This window comes from Microbulbifer aggregans, from assembly GCF_020524005.1.
Taxonomy (GTDB): domain Bacteria; phylum Pseudomonadota; class Gammaproteobacteria; order Pseudomonadales; family Cellvibrionaceae; genus Microbulbifer; species Microbulbifer aggregans_A.
The window spans coordinates 73,896-97,970 of record NZ_JAIVKK010000010.1; the positions used below are offsets into that span (position 1 = coordinate 73,896).

At 57.0% G+C, this 24,075-nt stretch carries 22 protein-coding genes; 14 read left to right on the forward strand and 8 right to left on the reverse strand.

Annotated elements, in window-relative coordinates; all coding sequences use genetic code 11:
- The first annotated feature begins 3 nt into the window (after positions 1–3).
- Both LC093_RS16740 and LC093_RS16745 read left to right on the forward strand, forming a co-directional pair.
- Positions 4–1,527, forward strand: a complete 1,524-nt coding sequence (locus LC093_RS16740; RefSeq protein WP_226667597.1) for a phospholipase D family protein — start codon at positions 4–6, stop codon at positions 1,525–1,527.
- A gap of 216 nt (positions 1,528–1,743) precedes the next feature.
- The gene (locus LC093_RS16745; RefSeq protein WP_226667598.1) at positions 1,744–2,052 is read left to right on the forward strand and encodes a hypothetical protein; all 309 of its coding nucleotides are present in this window, start codon (positions 1,744–1,746) and stop codon (positions 2,050–2,052) included.
- Between the two features lie 22 nt (positions 2,053–2,074).
- On the opposite strand, the gene LC093_RS16750 is transcribed toward LC093_RS16745, so the two are convergent.
- From LC093_RS16750 to LC093_RS16775, 6 genes are all read right to left on the reverse strand, one after another.
- Entirely contained in the window at positions 2,075–2,896 is an 822-nt protein-coding gene (locus LC093_RS16750) for a DUF2092 domain-containing protein (RefSeq protein ID WP_226667600.1), read from the reverse strand.
- A 350-nt stretch (positions 2,897–3,246) separates the two neighbouring features.
- Positions 3,247–4,035 carry a transporter gene (locus LC093_RS16755; RefSeq protein WP_226667602.1) on the reverse strand — a complete coding sequence of 263 codons (789 nt, stop codon included), beginning with the start codon at positions 4,033–4,035 and terminating at the stop codon, positions 3,247–3,249.
- 274 nt (positions 4,036–4,309) lie between these two features.
- The gene (locus LC093_RS16760) at positions 4,310–5,200 is read right to left on the reverse strand and encodes a DegV family protein (RefSeq protein ID WP_226667604.1); all 891 of its coding nucleotides are present in this window, start codon (positions 5,198–5,200) and stop codon (positions 4,310–4,312) included.
- A 179-nt stretch (positions 5,201–5,379) separates the two neighbouring features.
- Positions 5,380–6,291, reverse strand: a complete 912-nt coding sequence (locus LC093_RS16765) for a DUF4380 domain-containing protein (protein WP_226667607.1) — start codon at positions 6,289–6,291, stop codon at positions 5,380–5,382.
- Positions 6,292–6,343: 52 nt separating this feature from the next.
- Positions 6,344–8,938, reverse strand: coding sequence for a glycoside hydrolase family 3 protein (locus LC093_RS16770; RefSeq protein WP_226667610.1), 2,595 nt, complete (start codon positions 8,936–8,938; stop codon positions 6,344–6,346).
- Between the two features lie 235 nt (positions 8,939–9,173).
- Positions 9,174–10,631, reverse strand: a complete 1,458-nt coding sequence (locus LC093_RS16775; RefSeq protein WP_226667612.1) for a sugar porter family MFS transporter — start codon at positions 10,629–10,631, stop codon at positions 9,174–9,176.
- Positions 10,632–10,960: 329 nt separating this feature from the next.
- Between LC093_RS16775 and tilS the strand changes: the two genes are divergently transcribed.
- The 12 genes from tilS (at position 10,961) to rpoS (ending at position 23,171) form a co-directional block, all read left to right on the forward strand.
- The gene (gene tilS / locus LC093_RS16780) at positions 10,961–12,259 is read left to right on the forward strand and encodes a tRNA lysidine(34) synthetase TilS (protein ID WP_226667613.1); all 1,299 of its coding nucleotides are present in this window, start codon (positions 10,961–10,963) and stop codon (positions 12,257–12,259) included.
- Between the two features lie 124 nt (positions 12,260–12,383).
- Positions 12,384–14,018 (forward strand): CTP synthase, encoded by a 1,635-nt coding sequence (locus tag LC093_RS16785; protein WP_226667615.1) that lies wholly within the window; start codon positions 12,384–12,386, stop codon positions 14,016–14,018.
- An 84-nt stretch (positions 14,019–14,102) separates the two neighbouring features.
- A complete protein-coding gene (gene kdsA, locus LC093_RS16790; RefSeq protein WP_226667617.1) occupies positions 14,103–14,948 on the forward strand; it encodes a 3-deoxy-8-phosphooctulonate synthase in 846 nt (281 codons plus the stop codon).
- Between the two features lie 125 nt (positions 14,949–15,073).
- Positions 15,074–16,360 (forward strand): phosphopyruvate hydratase, encoded by a 1,287-nt coding sequence (eno, locus tag LC093_RS16795; RefSeq protein WP_226667620.1) that lies wholly within the window; start codon positions 15,074–15,076, stop codon positions 16,358–16,360.
- A 226-nt stretch (positions 16,361–16,586) separates the two neighbouring features.
- On the forward strand, positions 16,587–16,889 hold the full coding sequence (locus LC093_RS16800) for a septum formation initiator family protein (protein ID WP_226667623.1): 303 nt from the start codon (positions 16,587–16,589) through the stop codon (positions 16,887–16,889).
- A complete protein-coding gene (ispD, locus tag LC093_RS16805; RefSeq protein WP_226667625.1) occupies positions 16,886–17,629 on the forward strand; it encodes a 2-C-methyl-D-erythritol 4-phosphate cytidylyltransferase in 744 nt (247 codons plus the stop codon). Before LC093_RS16800 ends, ispD begins: the two co-directional genes overlap by 4 nt.
- Positions 17,626–18,111: a 2-C-methyl-D-erythritol 2,4-cyclodiphosphate synthase gene (gene ispF, locus LC093_RS16810; protein ID WP_226667628.1), complete on the forward strand. Its 486-nt coding sequence runs from the start codon at positions 17,626–17,628 to the stop codon at positions 18,109–18,111. The genes ispD and ispF overlap by 4 nt, the downstream gene beginning before the upstream one ends.
- Positions 18,112–18,115: 4 nt before the next feature.
- Positions 18,116–19,108, forward strand: coding sequence for a tRNA pseudouridine(13) synthase TruD (gene truD, locus LC093_RS16815; RefSeq protein WP_226667630.1), 993 nt, complete (start codon positions 18,116–18,118; stop codon positions 19,106–19,108).
- 102 nt (positions 19,109–19,210) lie between these two features.
- Positions 19,211–19,882, forward strand: a complete 672-nt coding sequence (locus tag LC093_RS16820; RefSeq protein WP_226667632.1) for a protein-L-isoaspartate(D-aspartate) O-methyltransferase — start codon at positions 19,211–19,213, stop codon at positions 19,880–19,882.
- A complete protein-coding gene (locus LC093_RS16825; RefSeq protein ID WP_226667634.1) occupies positions 19,882–20,829 on the forward strand; it encodes a DUF368 domain-containing protein in 948 nt (315 codons plus the stop codon). Before LC093_RS16820 ends, LC093_RS16825 begins: the two co-directional genes overlap by 1 nt.
- A gap of 283 nt (positions 20,830–21,112) precedes the next feature.
- Positions 21,113–21,868: a peptidoglycan DD-metalloendopeptidase family protein gene (locus tag LC093_RS16830; protein ID WP_413231513.1), complete on the forward strand. Its 756-nt coding sequence runs from the start codon at positions 21,113–21,115 to the stop codon at positions 21,866–21,868.
- 241 nt (positions 21,869–22,109) lie between these two features.
- Positions 22,110–23,171: an RNA polymerase sigma factor RpoS gene (gene rpoS / locus LC093_RS16835; protein WP_226667636.1), complete on the forward strand. Its 1,062-nt coding sequence runs from the start codon at positions 22,110–22,112 to the stop codon at positions 23,169–23,171.
- A 98-nt stretch (positions 23,172–23,269) separates the two neighbouring features.
- Here the strand turns inward: rpoS and LC093_RS16840 are convergent, their stop codons facing one another.
- Both LC093_RS16840 and LC093_RS16845 read right to left on the reverse strand, forming a co-directional pair.
- Entirely contained in the window at positions 23,270–23,596 is a 327-nt protein-coding gene (locus LC093_RS16840; RefSeq protein WP_226667637.1) for a YdbL family protein, read from the reverse strand.
- Between the two features lie 65 nt (positions 23,597–23,661).
- Positions 23,662–23,874: a YnbE family lipoprotein gene (locus tag LC093_RS16845; RefSeq protein WP_226667638.1), complete on the reverse strand. Its 213-nt coding sequence runs from the start codon at positions 23,872–23,874 to the stop codon at positions 23,662–23,664.
- Positions 23,875–24,075 lie beyond the last annotated feature (201 nt).

Sequence of the window (24,075 nt, forward strand, 5' to 3'; positions counted from 1 at the left end):
TGTGTGATACTGCTTTCTGGTTGTGATGCATACGGTGATATGAATAGCGCGACTTACCCTGTTTCCAGTGCTATGGCGCCCTCAAGTGACAGCCGAATGGCCGTGGGTGTGAAGCTGGCGCTCGCTAAGCAAGAAGAGGGTGAGAGCGGGTTCTACCTGATTCATGAAGGATTGTCCGCGTTTGTCGCCCGGGCCGCATTGATCGAGGAGGCACAGGTCTCGCTGGATTTGATGTATTACATCTACAGTGACGACACCTCCGGGCGCATACTTACGGCGCTGTTGCTGCAGGCGGCGGACCGCGGTGTACGAGTTCGGTTGTTGGTGGACGATCTGGGTACGCGTGTCACCAACCCCTGGGTGGCGGCGCTGGAAAATCATCCTAAGATCGAGATCCGTGTTTTTAACCCGGTTGAGGGGCGCAGCGGGCTTCGCCGGGGTGTTGAGCAGGCGATGAACTTCGGCCGAATCAATCACCGTATGCACAATAAGCTTCTGGTCAGTGATGGGCTGGTGGCGGTTACCGGCGGGCGAAATGTTGCCGATGGTTATTTTTCCAAATCGGAAACAGAATTCCTCGATGTGGATGTGGTTGCAATTGGTGCAGTGGTGGAAGAGGCCTCTTCCATTTTTGATGACTACTGGAATAGCGGAGTTGCCGTTCCGGTTTCCGAGTTACTGATTGCCGACGACGACACTTTCTCTCTGGCTGCTCTGCGTGACCGGGTGGAAAAATATCTCGCCGGTGAACGCGAGACGGAATTCAGCAAGGCATTGCAGAAGTCTGAACTCGCCGAAAAACTCGCGGCGGGTGAGATTACCTTTCACTGGGGCAAGGCGACGATTTTTGCCGACCCACCACGCAAAGCGATTGACCGGGAAAACGTTCCGGTCAGCGAGTATCCTGGATATAAACTCGAAAAAATCCTCCGGCAAAGTCGCCAGCGGCTGCGGATTACCAATGCCTACCTGATCCCCGGGGTGCCCGGAGTCGACCTGTTTTCAACGTTGCAGGATGCCAGTATTCAGGTTGATATCCTTACCAACAGCCTGGCCACCAATGATGTCGCGGTTGTTCACGGTGCCTATTCGCGTTATCGAAAACCACTGTTGCAGTCCGGTGTGCGCTTGTGGGAGTTGCGGCCTATCGCCAACCAAAAGCAGCGCAAGCACTGGTTCAAAGGCGATTCCCATGCAACTCTACATGCAAAAACTTTCGTACTGGACGACGACCGGGCCTTTGTGGGCTCGATTAATCTCGATAGCCGTTCAATTATCCAGAATACGGAAATCGGTATGCTGATCGAAAATGCCGAGATCAATCGCCAGCTTAACGTGCTCTTCGAAACCTGGATCGCACCGGACGCCGCCTGGAAGCTGGAACTTGGTGACGGTGGCGATATCACCTGGCATGCCGAAAATGCGCAGGGTGAGCCCATAGTGGAAACGCGGGAGCCGGAAACCTCCTGGTGGCACCGGTTTCTCGCCCGCTTACTATCCCATTTACCAATCGAATCGCAGATTTAGTTGCATTGCTCAACGCGGCGGGGCGACCACTTCATAGACCACCTGATTGCCTGAGTAGGTGGGGCGAAACCACCGACCGTCACAGCGCTCATAGGTTATCCGTTCAATTACGACTGTCACGCAATTTGGCGGCAGTGCCGAAATCATAGCGCCGATGGCCGCGCCAGTAGCAACACCGCCCCAATAGCCTCCAGGCCAATAATAAGGATGTTTGTGGTGATGCTCGCCGTGGTGATGTTTGTCGGGCGGCGGTGGGTGCCGCTTATGCGGTTCTGGCCGCGGTTTGGGGTGAGGCTTGGGTTGTGGGTGCGGATGTGGCTTGGCGTGCGGCTTGCCCTGTGCGTGTGGACCGGGATGTGGCTTTTTACGGCCAGCCTGGAATCGCGGGCCAACATTCAAGTGCGCGCCTTTGCCGTGGAACTCCGGGTGGTGGGGTTTGCTGGGGGCGCTTGCAGCTTGTGTAGCTACGATCAGTACAGCAGCCGTCGCAATCAGTACTCCACAGCGGAGCGTTTTGGTTTTTAACGTGACGACGGCGAATTGTCGATTACTCATGTTTCACCTCCGCGGGCCGTAGCTTTTGGAAGGGTATCCATTTGACGTCATCGGGCAGTCTCGGATGGAAGCGACTGTTGGGCACCGAATCCGCGTGACGCCAGTGCAGGTTGGCGAAGAAGCGCGGTGCGTTGGGATCATTTCTGTTCACGGTGGATATACGCAGCGGCAGGGCGTGTTCGCCTTCTGCCAGCCAGATTTCCCAGTCCAGGTGCGGGCCTCTAACCGCCCAGTGTTGGACTTCTTTCCCATCAATTTCCGTATTACCTATCAGGAAGGCTTCTTCAATCTGGTGACCATCTGCGTCGTTGGTGCCCCATACCAGTAAATCCATCAACGGAAACTCCAGGCCGTACTCCTGTGCCACAATCGCCATTGCCGTATGCGTATCGGTTTTCATTTCCAGCTCGCCGGCGTAGCCTTTTTCTGGTTCTACCAGAGTGAGTTTTTCGCCGTCGTGAAATAGGTTTCGTTTAAAACTGTCGGTGTTCAGTTCAAGGCGCAATTTGTCCGGCCGCCGGAATTCGATCTTGGACTCGCCGCTGATCAGCACTTTCTGGCCGTTGGCGAGTACTACCTCGGTCACTAGATCGGCATCGAAGGCGAGTGCCCGACGACCGGCAAGCTCGGCGCCCATGCGCTGCAGGGCCTCGATTGCGGCTGGGGATTTTTCGGCAGCGACGGCCTGCTCCGGCTGCGATGGGGGGGGAGCCGTGAGAGGCTGCGCTAACTGGGCTGTGGTGGTTGCAGAGAGTGCTCCGAGCAAAGATGCCAAACTATAGGAGGCGACGGTTCGCCGGCAAAGAATGTTCATACTGCAGTTTCCGTTGGTTGGGAAACGAGAGGCTATCCGTGAAGTGTCGCGCTTTAGCCGGCCCGTAGAAATTGTTTCGAGACCGGACGGCTATTCCAAAGCGTAGTGAAAGAGGTTTTCAGCGCACAATCGATAACAGAGTGGCTGGCTATATCTAGTGGGTTTGATATGCGCTTATATTCTTGTCGAGTGCAGCACGATGCGGCCCACGCGCGCCGCCGGGACGCGCGTATGAGCCGGAGCGATGACAAGCAGAAGAGTGATGAGATTGCCGTTTGGCCTGCCTCTTCCCGGCGGGAAGCGAACGACCATCTCACTGGTTTCAACATTCAGCTATCTTGAAAAACTTTCTATTTCGGGAAGAGCATGATCCAGTTAAGCCGGAAGCCCCAGTCCTGGGCACCGCCGTCCGGACTTTCGGCATAGTAGCGGGGGCCTGCCTGTATCTGGTATGAGCGCTTACCGACCTTAAAGAGTTTGGCAACCATGAAATGTACTGGGACATTCCACTGCTCGGTTTCCCAGTCGTAAGTGGACTCGGTTTGCAGTGTGAATGTCCATGCGGTGGGTGTGGTGTAGGCGAGGAATGGCTGGATAAACGTGCTGTTGACGTCATCCCGGTTACTGTCTCCGGTAAAGGACCAGATATGGTTGGCCAGGGTGCCGATGGTCCACGGACCCGCCTGTTTGAGTACAACGCCGGTCGGTCCTATTCCCCACTTTTCAGTACCGAGTTCCGGTTCCGTTGCCGTAGGCAGCAGGAATACAGGACCCGCACCCCAGATAATGCCGCCGGCTGTCGGTTTCTTTGGGGAAAAAAACAGGCTTTGCACTGTGTCACCCAGCCCGGTCTGATCACCACTGCCCGGGGCAATATCCTCCTGGTTCATAACCGGCAGAATAGTCCGGCTGATGAGGTTTAGATCCTCGTTAAGATCAATAGGGATCACCGGCTGCACATTCATGGTAAAGCGGCGACCGTCTTTGGTCGCACCTACGCTGTTATCCCAGTTGTTTTGGATGGGTACACTGATCAGGTTGGCCACCGGGTTAGTGAGTTCTTTAGCCAGGTCGGCGTCAGCCTGCAGATAGCCACTGAACAGTGCGCATACAAGAAGGGCGGAAAATCTTCGGTACATCTGGATCACCAATAAACGCAGGTGGGAGAAATAATATTTTCATTCTAGGTGTGCGTTACGGGGAAAATCACGGAGAAGTCGCCTCAGGTAACATGCATTTCGCTATTTAGCGCTTTTTGGCGAACTTTTTTACATTTGGGCGCGGAGGCGGGTGGCAGAGAGTTTTATCTGCGCCGTTCCCGGGGGCAGGATTGCTGTATTGGCGTCGTATATTCAGTAATAAAAAAGGCGACACTGTTTCGGTGTCGCCTTATCTTCGGTTTCTTAGGGCGGGCTATTTACTGGCGAATGCCAGTGCAACGGTACCTGGGCCAAGGTTGATTCCGCCAGAGAGACTCATTACCGAACGGTACACTTTCACTTTGTGCTCGCTTGCCAGCTCTTCGAACGCGCGGAAGCCCGGTACTTTATCCAGGTCTTTCAGCGGGCCAGCGATACTCACCACCACGGCTGGCATCAGCAGTTCGCCTGCACGGATTTTTTCTGCGGCGATCTCGAACAGGCGTCGGTTGCAGCTATCGTACTCTTTCACTGTGTCGGCTACGGACGAACCGTCGTGGGCCATCGCAATGATCGGATGCAGGTTAAGCGACTTGGCCATAAAGGCTTTCAGCCAGCTAACGCTTTTTTCGTTTTTCTGGCGCCCGCGTTCACGCAGGTAATAGACATCGCTGATCGCCGCGTAGCCAATAATCTTGCGCCCGAACTCTTCGGTACGGGTCTTGATCTGGGCACCGCTCATACCGCGCTGAATCAGTGACAGGGTAAACAGAGCCAGCAGCCCCTGGCCGGAGAACAGGGTTTGCGAATCGATCGCGTGAATCTGTACGTCGTCACTGCTCAGCTTGCGTGCGGCGTTGACCGCATTGGCATAGGTGGGGCTGTTGGCGGCATTGATTGTCTGGACCACGATGTCCTTTTGCCCCATCTCTACCAGGCGGCTCAAGGCTTGCACAATGTCGTCCTCACTGGCTGGGCCTGAGGCTACTTGGCGAGACCGGTCTACCAGGGACAGCGAATAGAAGTGGGACATCTGCGCGGGGTTCCGCTGGTCCGCAAAGGTGTCTTTGCCCACACTGACACTGTGAGGCAACACCGGGATACCGTACTTGCGCAAAAATTCATCGGGAAGGTCGCAGCCGGAGTCGACGACTAACTGAACCATGCTTACCTCTTGTTCTACAGATCACTGCCAGGGTTATTGAGTGAGACAAATGTACCACTTTGGCGGGAGGTGGGACAGATAGACCTTTCGAGGCCGGTACAGGCGTTAAAAAATGGCCGCCGGCATGACGCCGGCAGCCAAGGCTTGCTCAACAAGCACAAACTTACAAAAGGATGGGGTCAGTTAAGGTTGGGTGTCCGCAGGCGGTTTACCTGCTGGCGGGTGAATGTCAGAAGTGCGGAGGAGCCGGGGGTAACTTTGACCTCTGCTGGAATTGGCAGCAATAGCCAGTTCACCGACCAGTCCAGGGCGTCGCCCGCTGCCAAAGCCTGGGCGGCACTTTGTACCTCCAGCTCCAGGTAGGGCTTCTCCCCGCTGAGATACAGCTCGATATCACCTTCGCCTGTGGCCAAATTGTCGGTAGACACGTGCGGATAGATCTTCAGGTAGAGAAGGCCATCCACCGCGTAGGCAAGCCAGCCCTCGCTGCCATTGGCGATCACTTTGCCCTCGGTCAGTGTGCCGCCCCCGGACATTGGCAGCCACAGCACCTCGCTGTTATCCAGCTCGAAGTCCATCTGCCCGCGCACTGTCTTCACGGTTTCGCCATTGACCGGCGCAAATGCCAGCCCGCGGTTGGCGACACGGGTAATCTCCCAGGCGGCGATTTCGTGAAACGGCTGCTCGGCGATGATGCGGTAGTCGAGGCGCGTGTGGCCTTCCCCCTCAAGCACAATGGTTTTGGCAACTCTCGTTCCGGCACCGGCGGCGCTTTCCATGTGCAGGAAATTGTCACCGGATTGCTTTACCTGGTAGGGCGCCGAGTCGTGCTCGGCGACCGGTGGCCAGTTCCACAGTGCCTGAGGCGACAGCCAGAAGGTGGAGCCGAAGTTGTTCGCGTGGCGGTCTTCGAGCGCCAACAGGTCGGTATCAGCCAGGCGCAGTTCGGTAATGCGCCCGCCGTACTGAGGATCGACAGCGATAGAGAACTGCCCCTGCTGCAGGGTGATATCTTCAGCGTGCAGCGTGCTGCTGAGTGCCGCAGCGGCACTCAGCAGGGTGGACATTAGCAGTTTGCGGCAATGATTCATGGTTCCGGCTCCCATGTGTATAGTTTCCTGACGCGCCGTGCTAACAGCTCAATCAGCCTTCACAGCGTACGGCAGCGTCTTTGGCCGCGCCGGGCACGAACTTGATGTTGGCAACCGACAGGCCGAGGGCGCCTTCACTGCGCAGGAACAGACCACTGGATAACTGGCTGAAATCGGCACCGGCCTTGGCGAAGCACTGCAGGTCGATGGAGAGTTCGGACCATTCGCCCGGCTGCAGTTCTGACAGAGATGCCTGTAGTGGTAACTCGCCCTGGCAGGCCTCGGAAGCGCAGCGCATACCGGCGAATACTGTTGCACTTGCCGCGCTGTCGAGGCGCACATCCATGGTCAGGGCCGCGTTTTCGTTCAGGTAGCGGCTCAGGTTTTGCGGCTTCTGGGTCTGCAGGGCCACGCTGCCTGCGCGCAGGCCTTTCCAGGTGATTTTGCGTGCGTCTTCCTGAGACAGCATGTCGATAGATGCGACGGTGATGTTGCCGTCGGCGGTGCTGGCCTGATTGCCACTCACGACGATTGGGGCTTCCTGCTCTTCTGCAATCACCAGTTTCCAGGGCGCGCGCGGGCGGGAAACCATCAGCCAGGCGTCTTCCAGTTTGCCGTTCGCGTAGGACTCCCCATCTTCATTCAGGTTACTGGCGATATTACTGTGATCCTCAAAAGTGAGGCCGTAGCCGTAGCTGAACAGCGGTGCGTACTCGGCGTCATCGCGGTTGATCACGCTCTGGTGCACCTGGTCCGGCCAGCTGAAGGACAGGCGACCGGTGAAGTCATACTGCTTGTTGCCTTCGGCATCGGTCAGGATCACGTCGGCGATGCCGGCACCTTCCGAGCCCGGAAGCCAGGCGGCAACGAAGGCGTCAGACTGGTTGATCTCCTTGTTTACCCACAGCGGGCGGCCGGAGAGAAAAACGCTGACTACCGGAATGCCCTGGCTTTTCAGTTTCTGCAGCAGTTCCAGATCGTTTTTGCTGCCCAGCTGGTATTCGATGCTGGCGAGGTCGCCGTGCCATTCGGCATAGGGCTCTTCGCCAAATACCACGACGGCGACGTCGGGCTTCTGGCCATTGCTAAAGCTGTCCGCGTTGAAGTCGCCGTTCTCGCTCAGTACTACGTTGCCGCCGGCAGTCTGAACCGCCTGCTCAATGCCCTGGAAGATGGAGGTGGCGCCCGGGAAGTCTTCGGCCGTATTGCCGGTACCCTGCCAGGAAATGGTCCAGCCGCCGCTCTGCTTGGAAATGTTGTCGGCGCCATCACCGGCCACCAGAATGTTCTGGCCCGGGTTCAGCGGCAGCAGGTTGTCGTTGTTTTTCAGCAGCACCAGGGATTTGCGCACCGCTTCACGGGCGATGGCGCGGTGCTCGGCATTACCCATGATGCCGGTCTGGCCGGCCAGCGGACGGTCGCGCTCGAACAGGCCAGCGCGGATTTTTACCCGCAGGATACGGCTTACGGCATCGTCGATGCGGCTCATGGGAATTTCACCGCTTTGTGCCTGGGCCACGGTGTTGAGGTACAGCGCTTTCCAGTCGGACGGCACCATGAACATGTCGAGGCCGGCGTTGATGGATGCGGCACAGCTCTCTACGGTACAGCCGTCCACAAAGCGGTGGCCGTTCCAGTCGCCAACCACAAAGCCGTCGAAGCCGAGGCGGCCTTTCAGCACGTCGGTCAACAGGTATTTGTGGCCGTGCAGGCGTTCGCCGTTCCAGCTGTTGAAGGAGGCCATTACGGTCTGTACACCGGACTCCAGTGCGGTGAAATAACCACCGGAGTGGATTTCAGCCAGTTCTTTTTCGGTGACCTGGGTGTCGCCGCGGTCGATACCGCGTGTAGTGCCGCCATCGCCTACGAAGTGCTTGGCGGCGGAAACCAGGTGACGGCCGTCGAGGAACTGCTCGCTGGTTTTTTCGCCCTGGATGCCCTTGATCATTTCGCGGGCGTAGCTGGCAACGATCTCCGGATCTTCGGAATAGCTTTCAAAGGTGCGGCCCCAGCGGTCGTCGCGTACGACGGCGATGGTGGGGGCGAAGGTCCAGTCGATGCCGGTGACGGCTACTTCGCGGGCAGTGGCTTCACCGATACGGCGGATCAGTTCTGGATCGCGAGCCGCGCCCAGGCCGATATTGTGCGGGAACAGGGTCGCGCCAATCACGTTGTTGTGACCGTGTACGGCATCGCTGCCCCAGATGATCGGGATGGCTACACCGCCATCGCTGGTATCCATGGAGGCGGCGAAGTAGTCGTCCGCCAACTGGCGCCAGTCGTCCGGGGTGGCGAACTTGTCGTTGTTGGGGAAGGTGCCGCCGCCATTCAGGATGGAGCCCAGGTGGTACTTCTTGACGTCTTCCGGGGTGACGAACTTGATCTCGGCCTGGATCATCTGGCCGACTTTTTCTTCCAGCGTCATCTGCGACAGCAGGTTGGCAATACGCTGTTCCAGCGCCGGATTCTTCGGCAGGGCCGGAGCCAGTTGCGGCCAGTTATCCAGTGAGCGGGCCTCGGCACCGGGCTGGGTCTGGTTGCTGGTATCGACCTGTTTGTCGGCGGGCTTTCCACAGCCGGCGAGCGCTGTGGTCAGAGCGATGCTCGCGGCCAGGCGTTTGACGATGATCCCGGTTGAAGACTTCATGATGGCTCCGGTTGTTGTCTGTTTCATATTCGTTGTTTCGCAGCGAGGCGAAAAATGGCGCTGTGGTAAAAAAGCGCGGTGTTAAAAAAAGGCGCTCCCGTCGAAAGGGAAGGAGGGGAAACGCCCTAAAAAAGGTGTTTGTTCTGTCGTGTACAGAGAATGCCGCGTATAAAACGCCGGCTGCCTCCCTGCAGCCAAAAAGCCCACTTGGCGTGGGCCACAAGGTGAACTCGGTTCAGCCGCGCATATCTTCCAGCTCCATCCCCTTGGTTTCGTGTACCAGGTAGATCACAAAGGCGATGGAAAGCGCGGCAAACAGGGTGTAGATGCCGTAAGCACCCGCAAGCCCGATTCCCACCAGCATGACGGGGAAGGTCATGGTGATGGCAAAGTTGGCGCCCCACTGGGCAAGCCCGGAAACGGCCAGGCCGGATCCGCGAATCTGGTTCGGGAACATTTCGCCGAGCATGGTCCACATGGCCGGACCCCAGGAACCGTTGAAGAAAAAGACGTAAGCATTGGCGGCGATTAGGGCCAGCATGCCCATTTCCTGGGACAGTTGCAGTGAGCCCTGGGCATCCACGCTGGCGGTGGTAAAGGCGAAGGTCACCAGGGCGAGGGTGATCGCCATGCCGATGGATCCGACCAGCAGTATCGGTCTGCGACCGATGCGGTCCACCAGGGCCATGGTGATCAGGCATGCACCAATACTGACGCCGCCGGAAATGATGTTGATCAGCAGGGCATCGGCTTCGGAAAAACCAACTGCCTGCCAGAGTACGGCGCCGTAGTAGAACACCACATTGATGCCGACCAGTTGCTGGAATACGGCGAGGCCGATGCCGACCCAGACAATCTTGCGTACTCTGCCCAGCCCTTTTCCGCTGGTGTGGAGCAAATCCGACAGTTGTGGCTGGTGATCTCCGGCCACCGAGGCGCGGATGTGTTCCAGCTTTTCCTGGACCCGGGCTTCGCCATAGAGCTTACGCAGTACGTCTGTTGCGCGCTCGGTCTGTCTGGTGAGCACAAGATAGCGTGGGCTTTCCGGAATCAGCAGCAGTGCGACAAAAAACAGTACAGCGGGAATGATTTCGACCCAGAACATCCAGCGCCAGGCGCTGAAGCCCATCCACCACTCGTTCACTGCGGACCCGGCGGTTTTGGCGAGCCAGTAGTTGCTGATGAAGGCCACAAACAATCCGGTAATGATGGCCATCTGGTTAATAGTGGTGAGGCGTCCGCGCATGGCTGCCGGTGCTACCTCGCTGATATAGGCTGGCGACATAACGCTGGCTGCGCCGACCGCGAGCCCACCGAGTACGCGGTAAAACACAAACTCGGTTGAGGTCATGGCGATACCGGAACCCCAGGCGCTGACCACAAACAGCACCGCAGAGATCAGCAACAGCTGTTTACGCCCCCAGCGATCAGCGAGGCGGCCGGCGAAGAAGGCGCCCACCGCACAGCCGAGCAGCATGGAGGCCACATTGAAACCGGTACCGGCTGTATTGGAATTGAACGCCTGCTGTAATCCGGTCACGGTGCCGTTGATCACTCCGCTGTCGAACCCGAACAAAAATCCGCCGATGGTGGCGACACTGCAAATCAGGATGACGAATAGGAGTGGGGGGGCGTCTTGTTGAAGCCGGGCCGAGCCCAGGCTGCCTTCGATGGGGTTCTCAATCGCTTGCATAAGATGACCTGCTTTTTATTGTTGTACTCGAATCTGTTGGCTCGAATACCGGAGTCCGTGTTGCGGGCCGGTATCGCTGGATAATTCGGTGCCTTTTTGGACAGCCATCATGATGACGCGCGAGGTCAGTGAAAGCGTCCTACTTTAGGAAAATAAATAAAGTTGGACGCCGGCGCTGTCTCACTTTCCGCGGTTTCCCGCCTTATAGTGGGACGCCGGAGCAGTAAGGCTGGCGCTGGTTTGGGGGCGATATGGCAGTGGCTAGCGGCAGATTCCTGCCTCCCATCACAGGTATACTGGGCGGCCTGTTACCAGCCTGGATTTGAACCTTGGCAGCTGAAACCACCAAGCTCCGTGAAATGCTCCTGTCTGCTCTCCGGCGGAACCCGCCGGCAGGTGAGCTGTGGGTGGGGTATTCCGGAGGACTGGATTCGACAGTCTTGCTTCATTTATTGGCCGTAGAAAATGTTCCGCGTAGAGCTGTGTATGTGCACCATGGCCTGAGTGCGAATGCAGACTCCTGGCAATCGCATTGTGAGGCGCAGGCCCGCACTCTGGGAGTGCCATTCACGGCACTTGCCGTGGAGGTGGCGCCGGAAGATGGTGGAGTGGAGCAGGCTGCGCGCAATGCCCGCTACCGTGCTTTCGCGGAAGTGATGTCGCCTGGCGATATGATCCTGCTGGGACATCATGGCGATGACCAGGTGGAGACTTTCCTGCTGCGCCTGCTGCGCGGTGCCGGTGTTGTCGGTATGTCGTCAATGCGAGAGTTTCGGGAATTTGCTCCAGGACGTTCGTTGTTGCGGCCGTTACTTGGCTGCGCGCGCAGCACACTGGAAACCTACGCCCGTTCCCGGGGCTTGCAGTGGATTGAGGACGACAGCAATTCAGACCTGAAATTTGACCGTAATTACTTACGTAGTCATGTTGCCCCCGCATTGGCTGCGCGCTGGCCCGTGGTTTCCCTGGTTGGGCGAGCTGTGGATAACTTGCAGGAGTCTGCCGGGCTGCTTGAGGAAATCGCGCGGGAAGATTGCGCCAGCTGTGACCGCCGTAGCGAGCGGGTGGGGCAGAGCATCGACCTGGAGGCGCTGCTCGGGCTGACACTGGCGCGGCAAAAAAATCTGCTCAGGTTCTGGGTGCAGTCCCTGTGTGGGCATCCACCGGAGTCGGTCCAGCTCGAACAGGTCCTGAAGCAGCTAAGCGCAGCGGAAGACGCCACGCCGCAGATCACAGTCGCCGGCCTGGTAGCGAGAAGATTTCGCAATCGCGTGTTTCTGACACCACAATTGCAGCCTCAAGATGGGGGCCTGGTGCCCGGGAGTAGCTGGCAATGGGATGGTGCTTCCGACCTGAAATTACCGGGAGGCGGTGTTTTATCGCCTTCGCCAGGGTGGCCTGCGGCAGACTATCGGGTCTGCTTCCGGTCCGGCGGCGAGCGGGCGCAACCCCGCGCGCGACGGCATTCCCAGACCTTGAAAAAACTGTTGCAGGAATACGCTCTCGAGCCCTGGTTGAGGGATTGTGTTCCTCTCGTTTATTGCAATGGCGAGTTGGTTGCGGTTGGCGACCTGTTCGTCACCTCGGAGGGGCCAGGGCAACCACCAAATTGGCGGTTTTTCGATTGAGCAGAAAACTGCTTTCTGGTAGTCTGGCGTCCCATCTCAAAGGCACTAGGTTGCGCGGCTTCGCGCCCCTGAGCCAGTCCCGCACGCCCGTACTCGTCGGGCATTCAACTGACCAAGGTTTTGCATGACGCGCTATATATTTGTCACTGGCGGCGTGGTTTCCTCATTGGGGAAAGGTATCGCCTCCGCTTCTCTGGCCGCAATCCTCGAAGCCCGTGGCCTCAAAGTCACGATTCTGAAGCTTGACCCTTATATCAACGTTGACCCGGGCACCATGAGCCCCTTCCAGCACGGCGAGGTCTACGTGACCGAAGATGGCGCCGAGACGGATCTGGATCTGGGCCACTACGAGCGATTTATTCGCACGCGCATGTCCAAGCGCAACAACTTCACCACCGGCCGTGTGTACGAAACCGTGCTGCGCAAAGAGCGCCGCGGTGACTACCTGGGTGGTACCGTGCAGGTGATCCCGCACATCACCGACGAAATCAAGCGCCGTGTGATCGAAGGTGGTCGCGACGTAGATGTAGCCATCGTCGAAATCGGCGGTACTGTGGGTGATATCGAGTCCCAGCCATTCCTGGAATCCGTGCGCCAGCTGCGCGTGGAAATGGGTATCAACCGCGCCCTGCTGATTCACCTGAGCTATGTACCTTACCTGGGTACCGCCGGTGAAACCAAAACCAAGCCGACCCAGCACTCTGTTAAAGAACTGCGCTCTATCGGCCTGCAGCCGGATATCCTGCTGTGCCGCTCCGAGCGCGCCATCGACGACGATTCCCGCCGCAAGATCGCGCTGTTCACCAACGTGGAAGAGCGCGCAGTAGTACCTCTGCCCGATGCCAAGACCATTTACGGTGTGCCGCGTATGCTGCACGGCTACGGTCTGGACGAGATCGTGGTGGAAAAACTGCAGCTGGAATGCGGTGCGCCGGACCTGTCCGAGTGGGATGCCGTGGTAGACGGCAAACTGAACCCGCAGCACGAAGTGAAAATTGCCATGGTCGGCAAGTACATGGAACTGCTCGACGCCTATAAATCCCTGATCGAATCCCTGATTCACGCGGGCATTAAGAACCGCACCAAAGTGAACATCGAATACATCAATGCAGAAGATGTGGAAGGCGAGAATGGCCTCGACCTGATCAAGGGTGCGGACGCCATCCTGGTACCGGGCGGCTTCGGTGAGCGCGGCCTGGAAGGCAAACTGGAATCCGTGCGTTACGCCCGTGAAAACAATATTCCGTTCCTGGGCATCTGCCTGGGCCTGCAGTCGGTCGTCATTGAATACGCCCGTAACGTGTTGGGCCTTGAAGGTGCCAACAGCACCGAGTTCAACACCAAGACGCCGCACCCGGTAATCGGCCTGATCACCGAGTGGATCGACAGCGAAGGCAAGGTCGAGAAGCGTGACGAAAAGTCTGACCTCGGCGGCACCATGCGCCTTGGCGGTCAGGAATGTCGCCTGTCCAAAGACAGTAAAGCGCGTGAAATTTACGGCAAAGACATCATCGTCGAGCGCCACCGCCACCGCTATGAAGTGAACAACAACTACGTTGATCGCCTGCAGCAGGCCGGCCTGAAAATCGGCGGCTGGTCCGCGGATGACACCCTGGTGGAAATGGTCGAACTGCCGGAACACGACTGGTTTGTTGCCTGTCAGTTCCACCCGGAGTTCACTTCCACGCCACGCGACGGTCACCCGCTGTTCGAAAGCTTCGTGGCTGCGGCACTGAAGCACCGCGAAGCGAACAAGTAAACCCAGAATTCTAAAAAATCTTCGAGCCCGCGCTTCCCTTCTTTAAATCAGGGGACGGGAAGCGCGCAAAGGATGTTGAGCGCTATGAAAACTATTGAAGTCGGCAATCTTCCGGTCGCCAACGACAAGCCATTCACGCTGTTTGGCGGCATGAACGTACTGGAATCCCGTGACCTCGCCATGCAAGTGGCCGAGCACTATGTGAAAGTCACCGAGAAGCTCGGTATTCCCTACGTCTTTAAAGCCTCCTTCGACAAGGCCAACCGTTCCTCCATCCACTCCTACCGGGGGCCGGGTATGGAAGAGGGACTGAAGATTTTTGAAGAAATCAAAACCACTTTTGGTGTGCCGCTGATCACCGACGTACACGAGCCGCATCAGGCCGCGCCTGTTGCTGAGGTCGTCGACGTCATTCAGCTGCCGGCATTCCTCGCACGTCAAACCGACCTGGTGGCGGCGATGGCGGCAACCGGTGCGGTGATCAACGTGAAGAAGCCCCAGTTCATGAGTCCGCCGCAGGTCAAAAATGTGGTGGAAAAATTTGCCGAGGGCGGCAACGAAAACATCATCCTGTGCGAGCGCGGAGCCTGCTTCGGCTACGACAACCTGGTGGTGGATATGCTCGGCTTCCGCACCATGATCGACGCCACTGGCGGCGCCCCGCTGATTTTTGACGTGACCCACTCGCTGCAGATGCGTGATCCCGGCGGCGCTGCTTCCGGCGGCCGTCGTGCGCAGGTCACCGAGCTTGGCCGCGCCGGCCTGGCCATCGGCATCGCCGGCCTGTTCCTGGAAGCCCATCCGAACCCGGAAAAGGCCCTGTGTGACGGACCGAGCGCGCTGCCGCTGGAAAAACTGGAGCCATTCCTGGCACAGATGAAAGCCGTGGATGACCTGATCAAAGGCTTTGAGCCGCTCGACACCAAATAACCTGGCGAGCGACACGTCTAATAAGCTAGCTATACGGAAATAACCAAAAAGAAGCGGCGCAGCGTGTGCCGCTGATATTTCACCTCACAGACTCTATACCCATTAACAAGGAGCCCGTTGTAAAAATGAGCAAGATTGTTGCTGTAAAAGCTTTTGAAGTATTGGATAGCCGCGGTAACCCCACCGTTAACGCCGATGTAATTCTGGAATGCGGCGCGGTAGGTTCTGCCTGCGCACCTTCCGGCGCTTCCACCGGCTCCCGCGAAGCCCTCGAGCTGCGCGACGGCGACAAAAGCCGTTACCTGGGCAAAGGTGTACTGAAAGCCGTAGCGAACATCAACGGTGAAATCGCCGAACTGCTGGTTGGTATGGACGCAACCGACCAACGCGCGCTCGACAAAGCCATGATCGACGCCGACGGTACTGAGAACAAATCCAAGCTGGGCGCTAACGCCATCCTGGCCGTTTCCCTCGCCGCCGCCAAAGCCGCTGCCATCTCCAAGGGCATTCCCCTGTACCAGCACATCGCCGACATCAATGGCACACCCGGTCAGTACACCCTGCCGGTACCGATGATGAACATCATCAACGGTGGTGAGCACGCCGACAACAACGTCGACATCCAGGAATTCATGATCCAGCCGGTGAAAGCGAAAACCTTCGCCGAAGCCCTGCGCCAGGGTGCGGAAATTTTCCACTCCCTGAAAAAAGTCCTGTCCGCCCAGGGCCTGAACACCGCCGTTGGTGACGAAGGTGGCTTCGCGCCGAACCTGCCGTCCAACGAAAGCGCCCTGAAAGTGATCGCCGAAGCCGTTGAAGCCGCTGGCTACAAACTGGGCGACGACATCACCCTGGCCCTGGACTGCGCCTCCTCCGAATTCTACAAAGGTGGCAAGTACGTACTCGCCGGCGAAGGCAAGGAATTCGACAGCGAAGGCTTCGCTTCCTACCTGGCCGAGCTGTCTGAAAACTACCCAATCATCTCCATCGAAGACGGCATGGACGAAAGCGACTGGGACGGCTGGAAAATCCTCACCGACAAAATCGGCGAGAAAGTACAGCTGGTGGGCGACGATCTGTTCGTAACCAACACCAAGATCCTGAAAGAAGGTATCGAGAAAGGCGTTGGCAACTCCATCCTGATCAAGTTCAACCAGATCGGCTCCCTGTCCGAAACCCTGGACGCGATCAAAATGGCCAAAGACGCTGGTTACACCGCGGTTATCTCTCACCGTTCCGGTGAAACCGAAGACACCACCATCGCCGACTTGGCCGTTGCTACCGCCGCTGGCCAGATCAAAACCGGCTCCCTGTGCCGCTCCGACCGCGTAGCCAAGTACAATCGCCTGCTGCGCATTGAAGCCGAGCTGGAAGGCAAAGCGCCTTACCGTGGCATTGCTGAGTTCAAGTAAGAACTGAAGCCCGGTAAACTGGCTGAATCTCGCTTCGTAGCTCACGCTCCAAAGCGAAAGCTCTGATACCGGTGGCCCTTCCCGGGACCGTATGCGGCCAGGACGGCCGCATCCGAGTCCCCATGGATGGGTTCACGGCGTGTCCCGGGAAGGGCCACCGGTAGCAGGGCTGCCACGGACTCGTTGTCGTGCGCAGTACCACCAAAGCCAGAAGAGAACACAAGAAATGAAATGGCTGCTGGCAATCCTCACTGTCATGCTTTTAGTCACCCAGTACCGAATCTGGGTAGGCGAGGGCAGTTTTGCGGAAGTGACGCGACTGGAGCGGCAGCTCAGCGAGCAGCAGCAGAAAAATGCTGCATTGGAGCGGGAAAATCGCCAGCTCCTGCGGGAAGTCCGTAGCCTCAAAGAAGGCACCGACGGCGTAGAAGCCAAAGCCCGCTATGACCTCGGCCTTATTAAAGAAGGCGAAACCCTGTTTATTTTTCTCGACCCAGACGAACAGAACTCACCGCGGGAAAAAGAATGACCGCCGTTAACGCGCGTGCCGTCGAGCCCTACTGGGTGGTAGTCCCTGCCGCCGGCTCCGGAAAACGCATGGGCGCCGACAAGCCCAAACAGTACCTGCCGCTTCTCGGCAAACCCCTGATCGTCCACACCCTGCAAAACATCCTCAGCTGGCCCGGCCTGGCCGGAATAGTTGTCGCCATTGCAGCCGACGACAGCGAATTCAAAGCATTGCCTCAAGCCGCAGATCCCCGTATCCACACCGTCATCGGCGGGGCCGAGCGGGCAGACTCTGTACTCGCGGCCCTCGAATACCTGAGCAATCGCGCCGTACCGGAAACCAGCGTGCTCGTGCACGACGCCGCCCGCCCGCTCGTCGCCAAAGGCGATATCGAAAAACTCATAGGTCCTGAATCGGCCGCTATTGCCCTGCTGGCCCAGCCCGCCAGTGACACCGTAAAGCGTGCGACCACTGAACATGGCGTGGCTGTCGTGACAGAAACGCTGCCCCGGGACCAGATCTGGCTCGCGCAAACCCCGCAAAAAGCACCCCTGCAGCTACTCAAAGACAGCCTGCAATCCGGGCTGCGGGAAAACCCGACGGCCATAACCGATGAAGCGAGTGCACTGGAACTCGCCGGTTACCGCCCGCAACTTATGGCCGCGTGCCGCACCAACTTCAAAATTACCCAGCCTGCAGACCTGCTGCTGGCGGAAGCGCTGCTACAACAGCAGCGGACCCAACAAGGCGAACCGTCATGAACATTCGAATCGGTCAGGGGATCGATGTCCACGCATTTGGCCCCGGGGATCACGTCATCCTCGGTGGCGTAAAGATTCCACATGAGCAGGGCCTGGTCGCCCATTCCGACGGTGATGTGCTGCTGCACGCACTCTCCGATGCACTGCTCGGTGCCCTGGCGCTGGGCGATATCGGCAAACACTTCCCGGATACCGATGCCGCCTACGCCGGCGCAGACAGTCGCGCCTTGCTGCGACATGTCGTCGGACTGATTCATCAGCACGGTTACCGACTGATCAACGCCGACGCCACGCTGATTGCTCAATCGCCAAAGATGGCACCTCATATCGACCTGATGCGTGCGAATATAGCCGCAGACTGTCAGGTAGAGAGCAGTGCGATCAGCGTTAAAGCCACTACCAGCGAAAAGCTGGGCTTTACCGGCCGCAAAGAAGGCATCGCCGCGCAGGCGGTTGTCCTGCTGGAATCCATTCATGGTTGAAGTCATGGCTGATGATACTGGGCGTCAATGGGATCTGGACTGGCCACGGGCATTGGGTGGTGCCGCCATAAAGGGCGATTTCCGCACTGAGCCGGAAGACTTCATCGTTGATGAGCTCGCCGCGCCAATGGCCGGAGAAGGGGAGCACGTCTATCTGCAGATCCGCAAGCGCGGCGCCAACACCGGCTATGTGGCCCAACAACTGGCACAGTTGGCAGGTGTGCAGAACAACGATGTCGGTTTTTTCGGCCTGAAAGACCGGCATGCGGTCACTACCCAATGGTTCAGCGTTTGGCTGGCGCAGAAGCCCGAGCCGGACTGGTCGCAGATCGAAAGTGACGAAGTGACCCTGCTGCAGAGCTATCGTGGCCAGCGAAAATTGCGCCGTGGCGAGCACAGCGGTAACCGCTTTCAAATCCGCCTGCGCAATATTCAGGGTGATCGCGATGCGGCCGAAGCCGTCCTGGCTCGAGTAGCCAGCGGTGTACCCAATTATTTCGGTGAACAGCGCTTCGGTCACAATGGCGGAAACCTCGATTTGGTAGAACGTATTCTGGCCGAACAGGCCGCCGGCAAGCGCAAGCGTCTTCCGCGGAGCCAGAAAAGTTTTGCCATATCTGCCGCCCGCAGCTGGCTGTTCAATCAGGTGCTGGCTTCTCGAATAAAGGCTGGGAACTGGCAGGAAGTGCTCGAAGGGGAGCCGGATACTTCACCCAGCGGCCCCTTGTGGGGAAGAGGGCGCAACGCCGCGACTGCTGAACAGCTGGGACTGGAAGAAGAAGCCATGCTGCCCTGGCGCAATTGGCGTGACTGGCTGGAGCATTGCGGTCTCAGTCAGGAACGTCGAGACCTGATATTACGCCCCGAGGGGTTCAGTTTTGAGTGGTCGGGGGATGACCTGAAGCTGGCCTTCGCGCTACCTCCGGGCACGTTTGCCACCGCGCTGCTGCGCGAAATAGCAGAACTGGCCAACCTGGCCGATCGCACAATAAAATAAACGACAACAATTGTGACCGGCGACGCAGACGTGCGCCCGGTCAGGTGCCAGCCAAACATGGTAAGTGCTGGCGAACCGCTTGCAGGGAGACACGTCGTCCTTATGGATCGATTGAGACACGAAGGGCTGGGAATGACATCCCAGCGTACCCGCAACAGGCTGATACAGCGTTTGCGGGATGAAGGTATCAGCAGCGAGGAAGTGCTGGATGTCATGGCATCCACTCCTCGCCACCTGTTTCTGGATGAGGCGCTGGCTATCCGCGCCTACGAAGATACCGCCCTGCCTATTGGCTACGGCCAGACCATCTCCCAACCCTACATTGTTGCCCGCATGACTGAACTTCTGTTGAGTCGCGCCAAGTCCCGTGCCCGGGTTTTGGAGGTTGGGGCTGGCTCAGGGTATCAGACCGCGATTCTGGCCAGACTGGTCGACAAACTGTACTCCGTGGAACGCATTGCGCCGCTAATGGAAAAGGCGCGGGTACGTATGCGTGAGCTCGGCATCTTCAACGTGGAGATGCGACTCAGTAATGGCGGTTTCGGTTGGCCGGAGCAGGGACCCTACGATGCCATCCTCTGCGCTGCGGCACCGGCGACTATCCCCGATGAGCTGCGCGAGCAACTGGCCCCAGGCGGTGTACTGGTCATACCGGTGGGCAGTGATTACCAATATCTTACGATTGTTACCCGCAGTGAAGACGGTAGTCGTTTCGATGTGGAAAAGGCGGAGCCAGTGCGCTTTGTACCGCTGCTGAGCGGAGTGGTGCGTTGATGGAGAAAGGATTTATAAGAAACCGTTATTGGGGGGTGGCTGCACGGGGCCTCGCCATGGGCGCTGCAGATGTGGTGCCGGGGGTATCCGGGGGCACCATTGCCTTTATTACCGGTATCTACCAGGAATTACTGGACTCGATCAGCTCCATCGGCCCGAAAACGCTCAAGACCCTGTTCTCTGAGGGGATCGCGGCCACCTGGCGTCAGATAAACGGTGGTTTTTTGCTCGCGCTGTTCGCCGGAATCCTCACCAGTATATTCAGCCTGGCCAAGTTGATCAGCTATCTGTTGGCAAGCTACCCGATTGTTGTATGGTCGTTTTTCTTCGGATTGATTCTGGCCTCGACAGTACCGATTGCCCGTAGAGTGCCGGGCTGGGGCTGGAAAACTGTACTAGCGCTATTGCTGGGTATCGCCATGGCGATTCTCGTCAGCGAAATGCGGCCGACACAAATTGCCGCAACGCCAGTTTCCCTGTTTCTTTCCGGGGCTGTCGCCATCTGCGCAATGATTCTGCCCGGCATCTCCGGCTCCTTTATATTGCTGATGATCGGGATTTATCCGCAGGTGATTACTGCGGTGCACCAGCTCAATATCCTGGCGCTTGGCTGGTTTGCCGCTGGCGCTGCGAGTGGGCTGCTACTATTCAGCCGCCTGCTCTCTTGGTTGATGCACCGGTTTCCGGGAATAACGCTGTCATTCCTGGTGGGGATATTGCTGGGCAGCCTGAAGATCGTGTGGCCTTGGAAACTGCCTGGAGCTCTGGACAGTGATAAATTGGCTCCTGTGTTGTCCAATACTTTGCCTGGTACCTTTAGTGAGGTTACCGGTGAGCCTTCACAGCTGTTGGGTGCAGCGACGGCCGCGATACTGGCTTTGGTGTTGGTGCTATCTGTTGAATGGGCGCATTGGCGCTATGTAAGCAATGTCGTACAAGAGTCGTAACTAATTACGTACGCAGGGTGGGAAGGTATTCGCAGCTATTTTTACCGAGAGCTGCAGGGGATTTTGATAATTATTATTCTCATTCTGCTTTCCTACTGTGAAAGATTCTTTACGCAGTTTTTTTTACCGGGTAGGACCGATAAAACAGCAGATTTCTTTAGACACTTTTTCCATAAATGCCCCCCCTTGATGTAAAAAGAGAATAATGAAGCGGCGTTTTTTTCAACAATTCACGGTCAATCCTGACGCCAGCCCAAGGTGTAAATTACGCCTTTTGGCCACTTTGTACTCTCGCCTGTTTTTTGTGACCATTGGTTGCCTTTTCGTCACTTCATGTGCCAGCAACCTGGCCCCCACCAGCTCGCTCAATCAACCACCGAGCCAGAAAATTCGCCATCATTTGGTCAGCAAGGGCGAAACACTCTATTCCATCGCATGGCGTTATGGTAAAGATTTCAAGGAGTTAGCGGCGATAAATGGCATTCGATCGCCCTACCAGATTTATCCCGGCCAGCGTTTGAATCTCACCGGCCAGGGGGTGGTAGCCACCCGCAGTACCGTCGCCAAACCTTCATCAAAAGCCTCTCGCCCAGTCAAAAAAACGGTGAAAGTCGCGGCAAAACCGGCGAGGAAGCCCGTCAGAAAATCGTCAATTCCGGCCAAGGTAAGATCCAGTATCAAATGGCGCTGGCCGGTCCGCGGTCCGCTGATCGCGCGCTTCCAGCCGAATAACCCCCTGCGAAAGGGTGTTGATATCGGAGGGGAAAAGGGGGAATCTGTTCAGGCAGCGGCGGATGGCACAGTGATTTACGCCGGAAGCGCACTGAGAGGTTACGGTAAGCTTTTGATCATCAAGCACAGCGAGGAGTTCCTCAGTGCTTATGCCCACAACCACAAATTACTTGTGGGCGAGGGCACCGCGGTCAAAGCGGGGCAACGGATAGCGGAACTGGGTTCGAGTGGTACCGACCGCAACATGCTTCACTTTGAAATCCGTAAAGATGGTCAACCAGTAGATCCCCTAACTTACCTGCCTTGATCGGTGTGAAAACCTGCCTGTCTAACGCTGTTGTGAAATAAAAATGGATTTTTATTAAACACCACTTGAGGTAGTCACCGGGAACGGCAAAAACTGCCCTGCAGTGACTCTACTCACCAGCGCTATTCATGAAGCAAAGGTGAGTTGCCGGGAACGGAGGCTGTCGCAAAGACAGTGGCGAGTTCTGAAACCGCGAACTGTCGATGCGGCTGACACAGGCAAAGTACAAGGAGTTGGGGAAATGGAAGCACAACGTCACGATCAGCTGGGCTTCAATGCCAGAACAGATCTTTCTGCCGAGTCATTGGAAAATGAGGCATCCACCAGTACAGAAAAAACAGAGACAATAGCGAAACCAGGCCGCCCCCGGAGCAAGGCGGCAAAAAAAAACTCCGAGACATCTGCACAAAAAGTTCCCGCCCAAAAAGCATCTATTCGTAAGCTCGATGATACCCACGGGCAAAAGAATCTCGACGCAACTCAGCTTTATCTGAATGAAATAGGCTTTTCTCCTCTGCTGACCGCGGAAGAGGAAGTTTACTATGCGCGCAAAGCATTACGTGGTGATGCCGCGGCACGAAAGCGCATGATAGAAAGCAATCTTCGTCTGGTTGTAAAAATTGCCCGGCGTTACGTCAGTCGGGGCCTCGCCCTGCTGGATCTGATTGAAGAGGGCAACCTCGGATTGATCCGCGCCGTGGAGAAATTCGACCCTGAGCGCGGCTTCCGCTTCTCAACCTATGCCACCTGGTGGATTCGTCAAACGATTGAACGGGCCATCATGAACCAGACCCGTACCATCCGTTTGCCGATTCATGTGGTGAAAGAGCTCAATGTTTATCTGCGTGCTTCACGAGAGCTGGCGCAGAAGCTGGACCACGAGCCTTCGGCCGAAGAAATCGCTAACCTGCTGGAAAAACCGGTAGAGGATGTAGAGCGAATGCTGGGGTTGAATGAGCGCGTAACGTCGGTTGATACGCCAATTGGTCCGTCTTCGGAGAAAACACTGGTTGATACGATTCCTGACCAGCAGGAATCAGATCCCGCTGAATTGCTTCAGGATCGGGATCTGTATGAAAGTATCGACCGCTGGTTAAGTGAGCTCCCGGACAAGCAGTGTGAGGTCGTCTCCCGTCGCTTCGGTTTACGAGGGTTTGAGCCCAGTACTCTGGAGGAAGTGGGGCGTGAAATCGGCCTGACCCGTGAGCGTGTTCGCCAGATTCAGGTCGATGCCTTGAAGAGACTGCGGGAAGTGATGGAAACCCAGGGGCTGGATGGCATGTCGCTGTTTGCCAACCTCTAGGTGCAAGCAAAAGTATCTGGACTTCTACATGAAAAAACCCGCACATCATGCGGGTTTTTTCATGCCTGTATATCTACTGGATACACGGAATGGAGTTGTTACTTCTGCTTCCAGCGCCCGAGATTGTCCTGATAGTACTCACCTTTAGACAGACGGGATTCAAGCTTTTCCGCAGCCCGGGCAGCCACCTGGGAAATGTCGATATTATTGCGCTTGGCGATAGACGCGTACTCTTTTTTACGCTTGCTGTTCACCTCGGCAACCAAACGATCAACTTCCGGTGTTCCATTTTGCACAACAGCGATATAGCCACTGTTGGCTTCGCCGACGATGCCCTGCGTCTGAGCTTCTTTCAGGGTGATAGCGGCGGCCGGGAGGGAAACCATTAAACAGAGTGAAAACAGGGTTGCAATCAGTTTTTTCATAGGTCGTTCCTAACGAGTATTCTCCAATGCCCCAGAAGGCGAAAAGGTTCTGCCTGGCAGTAACCTCAGAATATGCCCTCTTTGTTGTCAAACAGGTCGTCCAGCTCCTTATCGACTTTGACCCGTATCTCATGTTCTATCTTCACATTGAGGTTAACGGTAATCGGCTCGCTGGGCGCCTGTACCGCGACAGTCGGGGTGCAGGCGGATAACAGGGCTGTGCTGATCACCAGCGTCGCTGTTATTGCCGGTAGCTTGATAAAACCTGCTTTGGTCACATAACGCTCCTTAGATCTTGGGGGATCTTACGGGTACACCTTGTAGGATCCAATTTCCCCTACCTTTGTAGTTCACTATAGATAGTGCCAGATTAACGCTTCCTGAACAGCCTGCAAACCGGTGCAAATACACGCCGTTCTCTGATGCCGTGTATTTTACCCTCCCCGACTATTCCCCGTGATTCTGTTCACGTAACGAGG